Annotated in this window: 12 protein-coding genes; 7 read left to right on the forward strand and 5 right to left on the reverse strand. The window is 68.6% G+C overall.

Annotated features, from left to right (window positions below; translation table 11 throughout):
* The first annotated feature begins 141 nt into the window (after window positions 1-141).
* The 4 genes from ftsH to BLQ61_RS01985 all read left to right on the forward strand — a co-directional run bounded on the left by ftsH (window position 142) and on the right by BLQ61_RS01985 (window position 4,937).
* A complete protein-coding gene (gene ftsH / locus BLQ61_RS01970) occupies window positions 142-2,058 on the forward strand; it encodes an ATP-dependent zinc metalloprotease FtsH (RefSeq protein WP_091566054.1) in 1,917 nt (638 codons plus the stop codon).
* Between the two features lie 99 nt (window positions 2,059-2,157).
* Window positions 2,158-3,024, forward strand: coding sequence for a dihydropteroate synthase (gene folP / locus BLQ61_RS01975; protein ID WP_091566057.1), 867 nt, complete (start codon window positions 2,158-2,160; stop codon window positions 3,022-3,024).
* Between the two features lie 33 nt (window positions 3,025-3,057).
* Window positions 3,058-4,392, forward strand: a complete 1,335-nt coding sequence (gene glmM, locus BLQ61_RS01980; RefSeq protein ID WP_091566061.1) for a phosphoglucosamine mutase — start codon at window positions 3,058-3,060, stop codon at window positions 4,390-4,392.
* A gap of 38 nt (window positions 4,393-4,430) precedes the next feature.
* Complete coding sequence (locus BLQ61_RS01985; RefSeq protein ID WP_091566064.1) at window positions 4,431-4,937, forward strand: GNAT family N-acetyltransferase; 507 nt, start codon at window positions 4,431-4,433, stop codon at window positions 4,935-4,937.
* A 64-nt stretch (window positions 4,938-5,001) separates the two neighbouring features.
* Here the strand turns inward: BLQ61_RS01985 and BLQ61_RS01990 are convergent, their stop codons facing one another.
* The 4 genes from BLQ61_RS01990 to BLQ61_RS02005 are packed head-to-tail and all read right to left on the reverse strand — an operon-like array spanning window position 5,002 to window position 8,111.
* Window positions 5,002-6,327, reverse strand: coding sequence for a TolC family outer membrane protein (locus BLQ61_RS01990; RefSeq protein WP_091566066.1), 1,326 nt, complete (start codon window positions 6,325-6,327; stop codon window positions 5,002-5,004).
* 38 nt (window positions 6,328-6,365) lie between these two features.
* Entirely contained in the window at window positions 6,366-6,704 is a 339-nt protein-coding gene (locus BLQ61_RS01995) for a rhodanese-like domain-containing protein (RefSeq protein WP_091566069.1), read from the reverse strand.
* A 23-nt stretch (window positions 6,705-6,727) separates the two neighbouring features.
* Window positions 6,728-7,438 carry a protein-L-isoaspartate O-methyltransferase family protein gene (locus tag BLQ61_RS02000; protein WP_091566071.1) on the reverse strand — a complete coding sequence of 237 codons (711 nt, stop codon included), beginning with the start codon at window positions 7,436-7,438 and terminating at the stop codon, window positions 6,728-6,730.
* Between the two features lie 49 nt (window positions 7,439-7,487).
* On the reverse strand, window positions 7,488-8,111 hold the full coding sequence (locus BLQ61_RS02005) for a TetR/AcrR family transcriptional regulator (RefSeq protein WP_245703775.1): 624 nt from the start codon (window positions 8,109-8,111) through the stop codon (window positions 7,488-7,490).
* Window positions 8,112-8,290: 179 nt separating this feature from the next.
* On the opposite strand from BLQ61_RS02005, the gene msrA reads away from it, so the two are divergent.
* Both msrA and BLQ61_RS02015 read left to right on the forward strand, forming a co-directional pair.
* Window positions 8,291-8,851: a peptide-methionine (S)-S-oxide reductase MsrA gene (gene msrA, locus BLQ61_RS02010; RefSeq protein ID WP_091566077.1), complete on the forward strand. Its 561-nt coding sequence runs from the start codon at window positions 8,291-8,293 to the stop codon at window positions 8,849-8,851.
* Window positions 8,852-8,920: 69 nt separating this feature from the next.
* The gene (locus tag BLQ61_RS02015; RefSeq protein ID WP_091566080.1) at window positions 8,921-10,525 is read left to right on the forward strand and encodes a BCCT family transporter; all 1,605 of its coding nucleotides are present in this window, start codon (window positions 8,921-8,923) and stop codon (window positions 10,523-10,525) included.
* Here BLQ61_RS02015 and BLQ61_RS02020 read toward each other — a convergent pair.
* Complete coding sequence (locus BLQ61_RS02020) at window positions 10,500-12,338, reverse strand: ABC transporter ATP-binding protein (protein WP_091566473.1); 1,839 nt, start codon at window positions 12,336-12,338, stop codon at window positions 10,500-10,502. The two genes, BLQ61_RS02015 and BLQ61_RS02020, sit on opposite strands and share 26 nt — an antisense overlap.
* A gap of 138 nt (window positions 12,339-12,476) precedes the next feature.
* On the opposite strand from BLQ61_RS02020, the gene BLQ61_RS02025 reads away from it, so the two are divergent.
* On the forward strand, window positions 12,477-15,239 hold the full coding sequence (locus tag BLQ61_RS02025) for a bifunctional diguanylate cyclase/phosphodiesterase (protein ID WP_091566475.1): 2,763 nt from the start codon (window positions 12,477-12,479) through the stop codon (window positions 15,237-15,239).
* Window positions 15,240-15,358: the final 119 nt, after the last annotated feature.

Below are 15,358 nucleotides of genomic sequence, written 5' to 3' on the forward strand. Positions count from 1 at the left end.
CACCATGGTGACCATGGGCGTGCGGGGGGTTAATGCACAGGCTGCTTGGGTTGAAACGCCTAAAATCCGCCCCAATTGCGCCAGGACGGCGGCCCGCAGCGGGCTTGTCGCCCGTTCCTCTTTCAGTCTCTGGAGTTCAGCTTGAACAATCAGTGGTTTTCCAAGGTCGCCGTCTGGCTGGTCATCGCGATGGTGCTGTTCACGGTGTTCAAACAGTTCGACACCCGCAGCGGCATGAGCGCCGGCACCGTCGGCTACTCCGCCTTCCTGGAGGAAGTGCGCAACGGCCGCATCAAGAACGCGACCATCCAGGAGGGAGCCGGCGGCACCGAGATCGTCGCCACCACCAACGATGACCGGCGTATCCGCACCACCGCGACCTATCTGGACCGCGGCCTGGTGGGCGACCTGATCAACAACAACGTCAAGTTCGACGTCAAGCCACGCGAGGAAGGCTCGCTGCTGATGACGCTGCTGGTCAGCTGGGGCCCGATGCTGCTGCTGATCGGCGTGTGGGTGTACTTCATGCGGCAGATGCAGGGCGGCGGCAAAGGCGGGGCGTTCAGCTTCGGCAAGTCCAAGGCGCGCATGCTCGATGAGAACAACAACACCGTCACCTTCGCCGACGTGGCCGGCTGCGACGAGGCCAAGGAAGAGGTGAAGGAGGTCGTGGACTTTCTGAAGGACCCGAACAAGTTCCAGAAGCTGGGTGGGCGCATCCCGCGCGGCCTGCTGCTGGTCGGCCCTCCGGGCACCGGCAAGACGCTGCTGGCCAAGTCGATCGCCGGCGAAGCCAAGGTGCCGTTCTTCAGCATTTCGGGCTCGGACTTCGTCGAGATGTTCGTCGGCGTGGGCGCGGCCCGCGTGCGTGACATGTTCGAGAACGCCAAGAAGAATGCCCCCTGCATCATCTTCATCGACGAAATCGACGCGGTGGGCCGCCAGCGCGGCGCCGGCCTGGGTGGCGGCAACGACGAACGCGAGCAGACGCTGAACCAGATGCTGGTCGAGATGGACGGGTTCGAGACCAACCTGGGCGTGATCGTGGTCGCCGCGACCAACCGTCCCGACATCCTGGACCAGGCGTTGCTGCGCCCCGGCCGCTTTGACCGCCAGGTCTATGTCACGCTGCCCGACATCCGCGGCCGCGAGCAGATCCTGAACGTGCACATGCGCAAAATCCCGGCCGGCCAGGACGTAAACCCGGCGGTCATCGCCCGCGGCACGCCTGGCATGAGCGGCGCCGATCTGGCCAACCTGTGCAACGAGGCCGCGCTGATGGCCGCGCGCCGCAATGCCCGTGTGGTGGAGATGCAGGACTTCGAGAAGGCCAAGGACAAGATCATCATGGGCCCCGAGCGCAAATCCATGGTCATGCCCGAGGAGGAGCGCCGCAACACCGCCTACCACGAGGCCGGCCATGCGTTGATCGGCAAGCTGCTGCCCAAGTGCGACCCGGTGCACAAGGTCACCATCATCCCGCGCGGCCGCGCCCTGGGCGTGACCATGAGCTTGCCAGAGAAGGACCGCTACTCCTACGACAAGGAGTACATGCTGAACCAGATCGCCATGCTGTTCGGCGGCCGGATCGCCGAAGAGGTGTTCATGAACCAGATGACCACCGGCGCTTCCAACGACTTCGAGCGTGCTACTTCCATCGCGCGCGACATGGTCATGCGCTACGGCATGAGCGAGGCCCTCGGCCCCATGGTCTATGCCGAGAACGAAGGCGAGGTGTTCCTGGGCCGCTCGGTGACCAAGACCACCAACCTGTCCGAGGAAACCATGCAGAAGGTGGACCTGGAGGTGCGTCGCATCATCGACGACCAGTACCACTTGGCGCGCCGCCTGATCGAGGAAAACCAGGACAAGATGCACGCCATGGCCAAGGCCATGCTGGAGTGGGAAACCATCGACGCCGAGCAGCTCGACGACATCATGGCCGGGCGCGAGCCGCGTCCGCCCAAGGACTGGACGCCGCGCCGCCCGCCTTCCGGCGGCGACGACTCCGGCGGCTCGCCGGCGGTCAAGCCCGATCCGGCACCCACCGCCGCCTGAAGGGGCGCACACCTGAACCAGACGCCGCGGCGTTGAAACAACGGGGCCTTGAAGCCCCGTTTTTCACGTCTGGCTTTTTGCCTTTTGGGCTCCCCAGCGATGCATTCCGCACCTTCGACCTTCTGGCAGACCAGCCGCTTCGCCATCGACCTCGCGCAGCCGCAGGTGATGGGCATCGTCAATGTCACGCCGGATTCATTTTCCGATGGCGGCCAGCATGCTGGCCCGCACGCGGCGCTGCGCCACTGCGAGCAGCTGCTGCGCGACGGTGCGCACATCCTGGACATCGGCGGCGAATCCACCCGCCCCGGCAGTCCGCCGCTGCCGCTGCAGGAGGAATTGGCACGCGTGCTGCCGGTGCTGCGCGAGGGGGTGCGCCTGGGCGTTCCAGTTTCGGTGGATACCTACAAGAGTGCGGTGATGCAGGCCGCGCTGGACTTGGGCGCGGACATCGTCAACGACATCTGGGCGCTGCGCCAGAGCGGCGCCGCCGACGTGGTGGCGCAGCACGGAAGCTGCGGCGTGTGCCTGATGCACATGCACGGCGAGCCCGCAACCATGCAGTTGCACCCCATGCAGGCCGATGCGGTGCCGCAAGTGCTACATTTTTTGCAGCAATCAGCCCTCGATTTGCAAGGGCTGGGGGTCGATTCAGCCCGCATCGTGCTGGACCCGGGCATTGGCTTTGGCAAGACCGTGGAGCAGAACTTTGCGCTGCTGGCGCGCCAGCGCGAGCTGCTGGCGGCCGGGCGGCCGCTGCTGGCCGGCTGGTCGCGCAAGTCCTCGCTCGGCGCCGTCAGCGGCCTGGACGTGGGACAGCGCCTGCTGCCCAGCGTCGCCGCGGCGCTCTTGGCGGTCGAGCAGGGCGCGCGCATCGTGCGCGTGCACGACGTGCGCGAAACCGTGGCCGCGCTGGCGGTGTGGCAGGCCATGGACGCGCAGCGCCCGGTCGCCACGGCCCATTGATTTCTCCAACCTCCTTCTTCCACGACCCTTCCCATGACACGCACCTATTTCGGCACCGACGGCATCCGCGGCACGGTGGGCACGGCCCCCATCACCCCCGACTTCGTGCTGCGCCTGGGGCACGCCGTGGGCCGCGTGCTGCGCGCGAGCGAGGAGCGTCCGACAGTGCTGATCGGCAAGGACACGCGCATTTCCGGCTACATGCTGGAGAGCGCGCTGGAGTCCGGCCTGAACTCTGCCGGCGCCGACGTGGTGCTGCTGGGCCCGCTGCCTACGCCCGGCGTGGCCTACCTGACGCGCGCCCAGCGCGCCAGCCTGGGCGTGGTCATCAGCGCCAGCCACAATCCGTATCCCGATAACGGCATCAAGTTCTTCAGCGCCCAGGGCAGCAAGCTGCCCGATGCCTGGGAGGCGGAGGTCGAGCAGTCGCTGGCGCAGCCGCCTGCCTGGGCCGATTCGGCTTCGCTGGGGCGCGCTCGCCGGCTGGACGACGCGGCCGGACGCTACATCGAGTTCTGCAAGAGCACCTTCGATCACGACCTGACACTGCGCGGCCTGCGCATCGTGGTCGATGCCGCGCATGGCGCGGCGTATCACATCGCCCCCAAGGTCTTCCACGAACTGGGCGCCGATGTGGTCGCCATCGGCTGCGCGCCGGACGGCATGAACATCAACCACGAGGTCGGTGCCACGCACCCCGAGGCACTGGTGCGCGCGGTGCGCGCCAACCAAGCCGATTTCGGCATCGCGCTGGACGGCGACGCCGACCGGCTGCAGATGGTGGACGCCGCCGGCCGCCTGTACAACGGCGACGAGCTGCTGTACCTGCTGGCCGCCGACCGGCTGGCGGACGGCCACGCCGTGCCCGGCGTGGTCGGCACCCTGATGACCAACATGGCGGTGGAGCAGGCGCTGACGCAGCGCGGCGTGCAGTTCGTGCGCGCCAAGGTGGGCGACCGCTATGTGCTGGAGGAGCTGACGCAGCGCCGCTGGCTGCTGGGCGGTGAGGGCTCGGGCCACCTGCTGGCGCTGGACCGGCACACCACCGGCGACGGCTTGGTCAGCGCGCTGCAGGTGCTGCAGGCCTGCGTGCGCAGCGGCCGCGGCCTGGAGGACCTGCTTGCGGAAGTGGTCTTGTTCCCGCAGGTGTTACTGAACGTGCGCTTGGCACCGCAGCAGGACTGGAAGGCCAATGCCGTGCTGGCCGACGCCATGCGCAGCGCGCAGCAGGAACTGGCCGAGGACGGCCGCATCCTGGTGCGCGCCAGCGGCACCGAGCCGCTGCTGCGGGTGATGGTCGAGGCGCGCGACGCCGACACCGCGAACCGCTGGGCCCGGCGCCTGGCCGATGCGGCGCGTGCCGCCTGATGGCGACAGCAGATGCACAGCGCGAAGGGCCTTGCGTCATGACCGGCCCTTTGACCGTCCGGCGTGTGGACTATGGCGATGCGCGCGATGTGCAAGCGCTGGTCGAGTTGCTGGACGCCTATGCATGCGACCCCGCCGGTGGCGGCAAACCTCTGGACCCGCACGTACGCGCCGGGCTGCCGCAAGCGTTGCATGCCCGAAGCGATGCGTTTAGCGTCATCGCCTGGATGCAGGAAGTTCCGGATGCCCCGCCATGCCCCGTCGGCTTGGTGAACTGTTTCGAGGGTTTCTCCACCTTCGCCTGCCGGCCGCTGGTCAATGTGCACGATCTGGCGGTGCTTCCCCGCTGGCGCGGCCGGGGCGTGGCCGCGCAGATGCTGGAGCTGGTGGAAGTCATCGCCCGCGAGCGCGGCGCCTGCAAGCTGACTCTGGAAGTGCTGGCCGGTAATGCCCCGGCCCTGCGCGCCTATGCACGCGCAGGTTTCGCCGGCTATGCGCTGGACCCGGCGATGGGGCAGGCGCAGTTCCTGCAGAAGATCCTGTAGCGCTATTGAAAAAGTAGCTATTGGCCCTTTGTTCATAAGGGCCAAGAGCACATTTGACTCAAGATCAGGGAGCCAGCAACGCGTCCAGCGCTGCTAGGTCGTCCACGGACAGGGTGCCGGCTGCCTGCTTCAGACGCAAGGTGCCTACGAGCACGTTGTAGCGCGCCACGGCCAGTTCGCGCCGCGTCTGGTAGAGCTGGCTTTGTGCGTTCAGCACGTCGATGTTCACGCGCACTCCGGCGTCGTAGCCGAGCAGGTTGGCCTGCAGCGCCAGCTGGCTCGATGCCTCGGCGGCCTGCAGCGCCTGCACCTGCGCACGGCCCGACTGCACGCCCAGGAAGGCGGCGCGCGCCGCCTGCGCGGCCGTGCGGCGCGCGTTGTCCAGGTCGGCGCGGGCGCGCTCCTGCAGCGACAGGGTCTCGCGCACGCGGTTTTGCACCGCGAAGCCGGCGAACAGCGGCAGGTTCAGCGCCACACCCACGCTGGCGACGTTGGCGCGCGAATGCACGCCAGGCATGGTGACGGTGCCGTTGGGGGTGCGCTGCACGGTGTAGCCGGCCTGCAGGTCCACCGTCGGCAGGTGGCCGGTCTCGGCCTTGGCGGTTTCCAACTGGGCAACGTCCAGCGCGATCTGGGCCTGGCGCACCAGGGGTTGCGTGCCTTCGGCCGCCAGGGCCCAGTCCTGCAGTGCGACGGGGCGCAATTCAGGCAGCTCGGTTGGCTGGCGCAGCGGCAGCGGCGCGGCGTCGGGGCGCCCGACCAGGTCCTGCAGCGCCAGGCGGCGCACCTGCAATTCGTTCTGGGTGGCGATTTCCTGCGCCTCGGCCAGGTCGCGCCGGGCCTGTGCCTCGCGTGCGTCGGTGATGGTGGCGGTGCCGACCTCGAAATTGCGCTGCGCCGCAGCCAGCTGCTCGTCGGCCGCGGCCTTCTGCGCGCGGATCGCCTCCAGGGTGTCCTGCGACGCCAGCACGTCGAAGTAGCGCTGGCCGACGCGCACCCACAGGTCCTGCTCAGCCGCGTCCAGCTGCGCCTGCGCCAGCGCCACGCCGCGCTGCGCCTGCTCCAGCGTGATGCGATTGGCGGGGCGGTACAGCGGCTGGGCCGCAACCACGCCGACGGTCTGCGTCGGCGCATGCAGGTCGATGGGCGGGCGGGTGACGTCGGTGCGCGCGTAGGTGGTGCCGGCCGAGAGCGCAGCGCTGGGCAGCAGGCCGGCGCGGGCCTGCTCGGCGCGGCTTTGTGCCGCCGCGAGCTGGGCCTCGGCGGCGGCCAGCGGTGCATCGTGGGCGCGCGCCAGCAGGGCCAGCTGCGACAGGCTCTGCGCCTGCGCCGGCAATGCCACCGCGCACGCGGCGACGAGCCCGAGAAGCCAGCGGCGCGGTGCGTTCATGGTCGGTACCGAAAACAGTGAAAGAAAAGGGCGTGCGCTCAGTAGCGCGGCACGGCCGGGTCGCATTCGAGCGACCAGGCGTCGATGCCGCCGGCGACGTTGGCCACATGGGCAAAGCCCTGCTGGTCTAGGAACTGCGCTACGCGCTGGCTGCGCGCCCCGTGGTGGCACAGGCAAGCCACCGGGCGCTCCGGATCGAGCTCGCGCAGCCGCGCGGGGATGCTGGCCATGGGCAGGGCCAGCACCTCGTAACCGGCGCCGGTGACGCTGGCGGTCTGCACTTCCCACGGCTCGCGCACGTCCAGCAGCAGCGGCCGTGCGGCTGCCAGTTCGTCCATCCACGCCTGGACTTCTGCGGGGCGTACCTGTTCGATCATCACAAGCTTTCCGTGCGCGACGTTCAGAAGCGGAACGCCGAAGGCTCGGCGAAATGGCGCAGGCGCGGCACGATGGCGTCCCAGGGCTGGCTGGTCTCGAAGCGCTCGCCCACGCGGCGCACGATGGTCGCACGCATCATCGGCTCCAGGCCGACGATGGCGCCCAGGCGGCCGCCGTCGCGCAGCAGGGCCAGCAGCTTGGCCGGCACCTCGGCCACCGAGCCGCTGAGCACCACCACGTCGAACGGGCCATCGGGGATCGGGTCGCATGCCGCATCGGCCTGGCGCACGTCGGCATTGCGCACGCCGGCGCTGCGCAGGTTCTCGCGCGCGACCTCGACCAGCTCGGGCACCAGTTCCAGCGACACCACCTGCTCGGCCTGGTGCGCCAGCAGCGCCGCCATATAACCCGAGCCGGCGCCGATTTCCAGCACGCGGTCGGTCGGCAGAATGGACAGCTCCTGTAGCATGCGCGCGTCCACGCGCGGCGCCAGCATCACCTGGCCCAGCCGCTCGGCTTCGTCCACCGGCAGGCTCAATGGAATTTCCACGTCGGCGAAGGCCAGGCCCTGGTAGGCCGGCGGCACGAAGTCCTCGCGGCGCACGTCGGCCAACGCTTCCAGCACGCGCTCGTCCAGCACGTTCCAGGGGCGGATCTGCTGCTCGATCATGTTGAAGCGCGCCTGCGCAGTGGCATCGTGGACGTCGGCAAACGTGTTCAGGGGCAGACTCATGGAAAACTCCGGACGAAATAACGCTGAAAAGTCGGACAAACCCGCGATTCTAGGCCGGCCGCACCAACAGGCCCTGCAGCACGTTGTCGGCCTGCAGGGCGATGTAACGCCCGGCGTCGAAGCTGTCCGGACAGGGAATGCACAGGCCCATGGTAGGCCGCGCCAGCATCAGGAACATCAGGGGCGCCAGCACCAGGTACACGGCATGCTCCAGCTCCAGCAGCCGGAACTCGCCGCGCTGCATGCCGCGCTGCAGCACGCGGCGCACCAGCGCGTGCCCGGGCTCGATGACCTCCTGGCGGTAGAACTGCGCCAGTTCCGGGAAGTTGTTGGCCTCGCACAGCATCAGCCGCCCCAGTGCGGACGCCTGGGTCGAGCCGATGCGCTCCCACCAGGTCTCGAAGCAGTAGCGCAGCAGCTCGGCCGTACTGCCCTGGAACTGCTCCAGCTCCTGGTCCCACTCCACGAAGCGGCCCGACAGGTTCTCGCGCACCACGGCCTTGAACAGCTCTTCCTTGCTGGAGAAATACAGGAACAGCGTGCCCTTGGACACCCCGGCGCGCGCCGCCACCTCGTCCACCCGCGTGGCGGCGAAGCCTTTTTCGGCGAACACGTCCAGCGCCGCGGCCAGCAGCTCGCCCGGGCGCGCCTCCTTGCGCCGGGCGCGGGGCATTGGCGGTGGGGCGGACGAGGGAGACGATGAAGACGGCATGGGCTGTTAATGACTGACTGGTTAGTAATATAGCCATGCACCGCCACAGCGTCAACGCGCCCTTGTCCGGCAAGGCCGCTCAGCGGCGGTCCCCTACGATGGCCGCATCGCCACCACTGTCCGCCATCGGGCTTGCTGCCATGTCTTCCACTCCTCCCCCCGCCACCGAAACCATCACCCTGGGAGGCGGCTGCTTCTGGTGCACCGAGGCCGTCTTTGACCGGGTGCGTGGCGTCACCGACGTGCAAAGCGGCTATGCCAATGGCGACGCCCAGCACCCAACCTACGAGCAGGTGTGCAGCGGCCGCACCGGGCACAACGAGGTGGTGCGCCTGACCTTCGATCCCGGAGAGATCGACGTGCGCGAGATCCTGGAGATCTTCTTCGCCACGCACGACCCGACGTCGCTGAACCGCCAGGGCAACGATGTCGGCACGCAGTACCGCAGCGGCATCTACTGGAGCGACCCGGCGCACCGCGATGCCGCCGAGGAGCTCGTGCGGCAGATGGAGCAGGACAAGCTGTTCGGCGCCCCGGTGGTGACCGAGATCCGCCCGCTGACCAGCTTCTGGCCGGCCGAGGACTACCACCAGGATTACTACCTGCAGCACCCGGAGCAGGGCTACTGCGCCTTTGTCGTCGGCCCCAAGGTCGACAAGTTCCGCAAGACCTTCCAGCGCCACCTGAAGCCCGGCGCCTGAGCGCCACACCGCCGGCGGCGCCGGCCAGCCACGGCCATCCGCCCTTGTCACGCCATCGCAGGAGAGCCCATGGTCTTTCGCATCTCGATCTCCATCGTCGCCGCCCTAGTGCTGCTGGCCGGCCTGGCGCCCGGGCCGTTCAACGACTTCATGCAGGCTGCGCTGGTCACCGTAGTGCGCGGCGCCGGCTGGATGTACCTGCTGGTGGTGTTCTTCGCGTTGCTGTTCCTGCTGTACCTGGCGTTCGGGCGCTTCGGCAACCTGCGTATCGGCGGGGAGGACGCGGAGCCTGAGTTTTCCCAGCTTAGCTGGCTGTCGATGCTGTTCGCCGCCGGCATGGGTATTGGCCTGGTGTTCTGGGGCGCGGCCGAGCCGGTATCGCACTTCCTGAATCCGCCGGAAGGGCTGGAGCCCGAGAGCGCCGCCGCCGCGCGTGCGGCCATGCGCTACGCCTTCTTTCACTGGGGCCTGCATCCCTGGGCCATTTATGCGCTGATCGGCCTGGCGATGGCCTGGTTCCAGTTCAACCGCGGCGGGCGCGGCCTGGTCAGCGACATGCTGGAGCCGGTGATCGGCCGGCACAACCGCGGGCCGCTGGGCCATGCGGTGAACATCGCCGCGGTGGTGGCGACGGCCATCGGCGTGGCCACCACGCTGGGTTTCGGCACCATCCAGATCGCCGCTGGGCTGGAGCGCGTGTTTGGCCTGCCGTCTAGCAAGCTCACGCAGCTGGTAATCATCGCCGTGGCCTTCGTGATGTACATGTTGTCGAGCACCAGCGGTGTCGAGCGCGGCATCAAATGGCTGTCCAACACCAACCTGCTGCTGGCAGGCGTGCTGATGCTCGCGGTGCTGGTCCTCGGCCCCACGGGATTCATCCTGGACACCTTCACCACCACGCTGGGCGCCTACATCAACCAGCTGGTGACCATGAGCCTCCGCCTGTCGCCTTTTTCGGAAAGCACCTGGGTACGCGACTGGACGGTGTTCTACTGGGCCTGGTGGATTGCTTGGTCGCCCTTCGTCGGCGCCTTCATCGCCCGCGTTTCGCGCGGGCGCACGGTGCGCGAGTTCGTCGTCGGCGTGGTGCTGGCACCCAGCCTGCTGGGCTTCGTGTGGTTCTCGGTGTTCGGCGGCGCGGCGCTGCAGGCGCAGATCTTCGGCCACGTGGAGCTGCTGCAGGCATTGGCCAACGGCTACGAGACGGTGCTGTTCGCGCTGTTCGACAGCCTGCCCGGCAGCAGCCTGCTGGCGCTGGTGGCTCTGCTGCTGCTGACCATCTTCTTTGTGACCTCGGCCGACTCGGCGGTGCTGGTGCTGGCCAGCATGTCCACCGACGAGGCCGGCGATCCGCCGCTGGCGCGGCGCCTGGCCTGGGGCGTGGCGGTGGCGCTGATCGCGGCCGTACTGCTGCTGGCCGGCGGTCTGGATGCGCTGCAGGCGCTGATCACCATCGCCGCGCTGCCGTTCGCGGTGCTGATGGCACTGGTCATCGTTAGCCTCTACCGGGTACTGAGCACCGAGGACGAGCGCATGCGCCACGAGACGCTGCGCATGCGCCACATGGTCGAGGCCTGGATCACGCGCGAAAACGCCGAGCGCGCGGCACGCGATGCCCGAGCACAGGACGCCGCGCTGCCCGGCGCCGTCAGTCCCCCGGAACGTCGCCCATGAAGCCGCCGCTCTGGTGCGTCCACAGGCGTGCGTAGATGCCGCCCAGCGCCAGCAGTTCGGCATGTGTGCCCTGCTCGGCGATGCGGCCGGCGTCCATGACGATCAGCCGGTCCATGGCGGCGATGGTGGACAGCCGGTGCGCGATGGCGATCACCGTCTTGCCGCGCATCAGCATGTCCAGGCTGCGCTGGATGGCCACCTCCACTTCGCTGTCGAGAGCGCTGGTGGCTTCGTCCAGCAGCAGGATCGGCGCGTCCTTGAGCAGCACCCGGGCAATCGCCACGCGCTGGCGCTGCCCTCCCGAGAGCTTCACGCCGCGCTCGCCGACCTGCGCGTCGTATCCGCCACGGCCCTGCAGGTCGGTCAGCTGCTCGATGAACTCTGCCGCCTCGGCGCGCTGCGCGGCGGCGTGCATTTCGTGCTCGCCGGCGTCGGGGCGGCCATAGAGGATGTTCTCGCGCATCGAGCGGTGCAGCAGGGATGTATCCTGCGTGACCATGCCGATGGCGCCGCGTAGACTGTCCTGCGTCACGTGCCGGATGTCTTGCCCGTCGATCAGGATGCGCCCGCCGTCCACGTCCGACAGGCGCAGCAGCAGGTTCACCAGCGTTGACTTGCCGGCGCCCGAGCGGCCTATGAGGCCGATACGCTCGCCGGGCTGGATGGTCAGCTGCAACTGGTCGATGACCGGTCGGCCGCCGCGCTTGTAGGCAAAACTCACGTTGTCGAAGGTGATCTCACCGTGCGTCACCACCAGCGGCCGGGCATCTGGCGCATCCACGATGCTGCGCGGGCGCGTCAGCGTGGCGATGCCATCCTGGATGGTGCCGACGTTCTCGAACAGGCCGGTCATCTGCCACATCACCCAGTGCGAATAGCCCATCAGGCGCAGCGCCATGGCCAGCACCGCCGCCACCACGCCAGCGCTGGCCTGGCCCTGCGACCACAGCCACAGGGCGGTGCCGCCCGAACCCAGCAGCAGCAGGGTGATCATCAAGTGGTTGGCGATCTCGAACTGGCTGACCAGGCGCATCTGGGCGTAGCCAGTGGCCTTGAATGCGTCCATGGCATTGCGTGCGTACTCGGCCTCGCGCCGGGTGTGGGCGAACAGCTTGACGGTGGCGATGTTGGTGTAGGCGTCGGTCACGCGCCCGGTCATCAGCGAGCGGGCGTCCGCCTGCTCCTTGCCCACGGCGCCCAGCCGCGGTACGAAGTACCAGCAGGCGCCGGCGTAGCCCAGCACCCACAGCGCGAACGGCAGCATCAGCCGCCACTCGAAGCTGGCCGCCAGTACCAGGATGCCGACCAGGTACACGCTGACGCCAACCAGCACGTCCACCACCATGAACACCACTTCGCGCACCGACAGGGCGGTCTGCATGACCTTGGTGGTAATGCGCCCGGCGAACTCGTCGGCGTAGAAGGACATGCTCTGGCCCAGCATCAGGCGGTGGAAAATCCAGCGCAGGCGCATCGGGAAGTTGATCGCCAGCACCTGGTGCAGCACCGTGGTGTGCAGCGCCAGCAGCGCGGTGCTGGACAGCAGTGCGGCCGCCATGACCAGCACCGTGGCTCCCTGTTCCTGCCAGAACTGCAGCGGCGACACCGCCGACAGCCAGTCCACCACGCGGCCCAGCAGGGCGAACAGCAGCGCCTCGTAGACCGACAGCAGCGCCGAAGTGCAGGTCAGCAGCGCGATCCAGCCGCGCATGCCCTGTGTGCAGCGCCACAGGAAGTCGAAAAAGCCGCTTGGCGGCGGCTCGGGGTCGGCAGGAGGGTAGGGCGGGACGCGGTCTTCGAAGAAGCGAAACAGCACGATGCAGCACGGGCAGTGAAAGAGCGCCAAGGATAGGCATAACCAGCAGCCCGGCCGTAGGAAATTAACAATTTCAGCCGGCTGGGCCTTCGTTGGAATGGCGCTATGCTGCGGTCTGCCTGTCCTGTCGCCATCATGAAGCCCGTCCGTACACTGCAACACCCGGCATGGCTGCGCCTGCCTGGGCTGGCCGTGGCCGTTGCCGGCCTGGGCATCAGCCTGGCGCTGTGGCAATACCAGACCGAGCAGACGCAGGCGCTGTCGCATGCGCGCTTCGAACGCCAGGCGCGCGCGGCGACGCAGGCGCTGCAGCAGCGCATCGAGTCCAAGGCCGACGTTCTGCTGAGCATGCGCGGTGTGCTGATGGTCAACCCGCAGCTGTCGCGCGCACAGTTCGAGTTGGTGGCTGGCAGCCTGCAGCTGGACGTGCACCACGCCAGCGTGCGCAACCTGCATTTCACACGCGCGGTGCCGGCGGCACAGCGCGCCGACTTCGAAGCCCAGGCACGCCTGGACGCGCACCTGGACGGCAGCCTGCCCACCGGCTTCGCCATTCATCCGGCGCTGGCGCAGCCCGAATATTTCGTGGTCGACTACGTCTGGCCGCTGGCCGGCAACGAACCGGTGCAAGGCCTGGAAATCCATTCCCAGCCAGCCAACCTGGAATCGCTGCTGCAGGCACGCGACACCGGCAACGTGGTCGCCTCCGCGCCGTTTGACATCGTCCAGGGCCAAGGCACGTCGGCGACGGCGTTCAACATCCGGCTGGCGGTCTATGCACCGTTGCAAGGCCAGCCGACGCCGCGTTTCCTGGGCGCCATCGGAGCGATCGTCAGCGTCAAGGAGCTGCTGCACGGCATGCGCCAGCGCGGCTACCTGGAAGGTCTGGCGATGACGGTGCACGACCTGGGCACGGTCGCGCGGCCGGGCCCGCCACCGGGCCAGCCGCTGTACAGCGAAGCGCCGCAGCCCGTGGACACGCCGCTTCTGACGCACGACATCACCGTCGACGGCCGCCTGTGGCGCACCGCCTATGCGCCCACGCAATCGTTCCTCACGCCCCAGGAGGCCCGGCTGCCGCTGGTGCTGACGCTGGGCGCCCTGGCCATGACCGCGCTGCTCACGGCGGTCGTAGCGCTGCTGGTACGCCGGCGCCTGCAGGCCCTGGCCCATGCGCAACTGGCCGCCCGGTCCGCGCGCGAGAGCGAGACACGCTTTCGCACCGTGTTCCACCAGGCGGCCGTCGGCATGGCCCAGGTCGATTCCGAAAGCGGCCGGCTGGTGCGCGCCAACCAGCGCTTTTGCGACATCGTCGGCTACACGCCGGAGCAGGTGCGCCAGCTGCATGTGCAGGACCTGACGCATCCGGACGACCTGGAGCGCAGCGAGACGCAGCTACGGCGCCTGCTGGCCGGCGAGATTGCCGAGTACCGCCTGGAAAAGCGCTATCGGCGCCAGGACGGCAGCCTGGTCTGGGTGGACGTGACGGCCTCCGCCATGCGCGGCCAGCCCGGCGGCGCGCACCACCACATCTTGGTGGTGCAGGACATCACCCAGCGGCGCAAGGCCGAGGAAGACCTGCGCTACCTCGCTTACAACGACCCGCTGACCGGCCTGCCCAACCGCCGGCTGCTGCTGGACCGGCTGGAGCAGGCGCTGGCCACGACCATGCGCCACCAGAGCTGGGGCGCGGTGCTGCTGCTCGACCTGGACCATTTCAAGACCGTGAACGAAACCCGCGGCCACGACGCCGGCGACCGCCTGCTGCGCCAAGCCACCGACCGCCTGCGCGCCAGCCTGGGCGGCGACGTGACACTGGCGCGCCAGGGTGGCGACGAGTTCGTGGCGGTGCTCAAGGAGCTGAGCACCAGCTCCGAGCAGGCCTCGGCGCATGCCGAGGAGGTGGCGCGCGACGTGCTCAAGGCGCTGCGCCCCCCGTTCGACCTGGGCGGCGAGCTGCACCACATCACGCTGAGCATCGGCATCACCCTGTTCGACGGCAAGGGCGAGCCGGCCGAGGAACTCCTCAAGCGCAGCGAGCTGGCGATGTATGACGCCAAGGCCGCCGGGCGCGACACGCTGCGCTTCTTCGACCCGCGCATGCAGGCGGTGGTGGCGGCGCGCGCGCAGCTGGAGGCCGACATGCGTACCGGCCTGGCGGCAGGCCAGTTCGAGCTGTACTACCAGCCCAAGGTCGGGCACGGCAGCATTCGCGGCGCCGAGGCGCTGCTGCGCTGGCGCCATCCCGCGCGCGGCTTCGTGCCGCCGTCGGAGTTCATCGCCCAGGCCGAGCAGAGCGGGTTGATCCTGCAGCTCGGGCAGTGGGTGCTGGAAGAGGCCTGCCGGCAGCTGGCGCAGTGGACGGGCCCCCCGTTGCTGTCGCAACTGAGCGTGGCGGTGAACGTCAGCCCGCGCCAGTTCCGCGAGGCCGGCTTCGTCGCGCAGGTGCTGCAGGCGCTGGCCGGCAGCGGCGCCGACGCGCGCCGCCTGCGGCTGGAGCTGACCGAGGGCATGCTGCTGCACGACGTGGAGGGCACCATCGACAAGATGGTGCAGCTGCGCGGCTATGGCGTGGGCTTCTCGCTGGACGACTTCGGCACCGGCTACTCGTCGCTGGCCTACCTCAAGCGCCTGCCGCTGCACGAACTGAAGATCGACCAGGGCTTCGTGCGCGACGTGCTGACCGATCCCAACGACGCGGCCATCGCCCGCACCATCGTCGCCCTGGGCACCAGCCTGGGCCTGCAGGTGGTGGCCGAAGGCGTGGAGACCGAGGCGCAGCGCCAGTTCCTGGAGAAAAACGGCTGCCATGTCTGGCAGGGTTACCTGCTGTCGCCGCCGCTGCCACGCGAGCGCTTCGAGGCGCTGGTGCAGGAACACGCGGCAGGGCAGACCTGAGGCAACTGCCTGTGCTATTGAAAAAATAGCTGTACGCCCTTCAGAAACAAGGGCCAGGGCCGGTTTTTATGCCCGATGCAGTGTCGGGGCAGTCGGCGCGCCACGGTATGATTTCCGCC

The organism is Oryzisolibacter propanilivorax, assembly GCF_900103645.1.
Classification (GTDB): Bacteria; Pseudomonadota; Gammaproteobacteria; order Burkholderiales; family Burkholderiaceae_C; genus Melaminivora; species Melaminivora propanilivorax.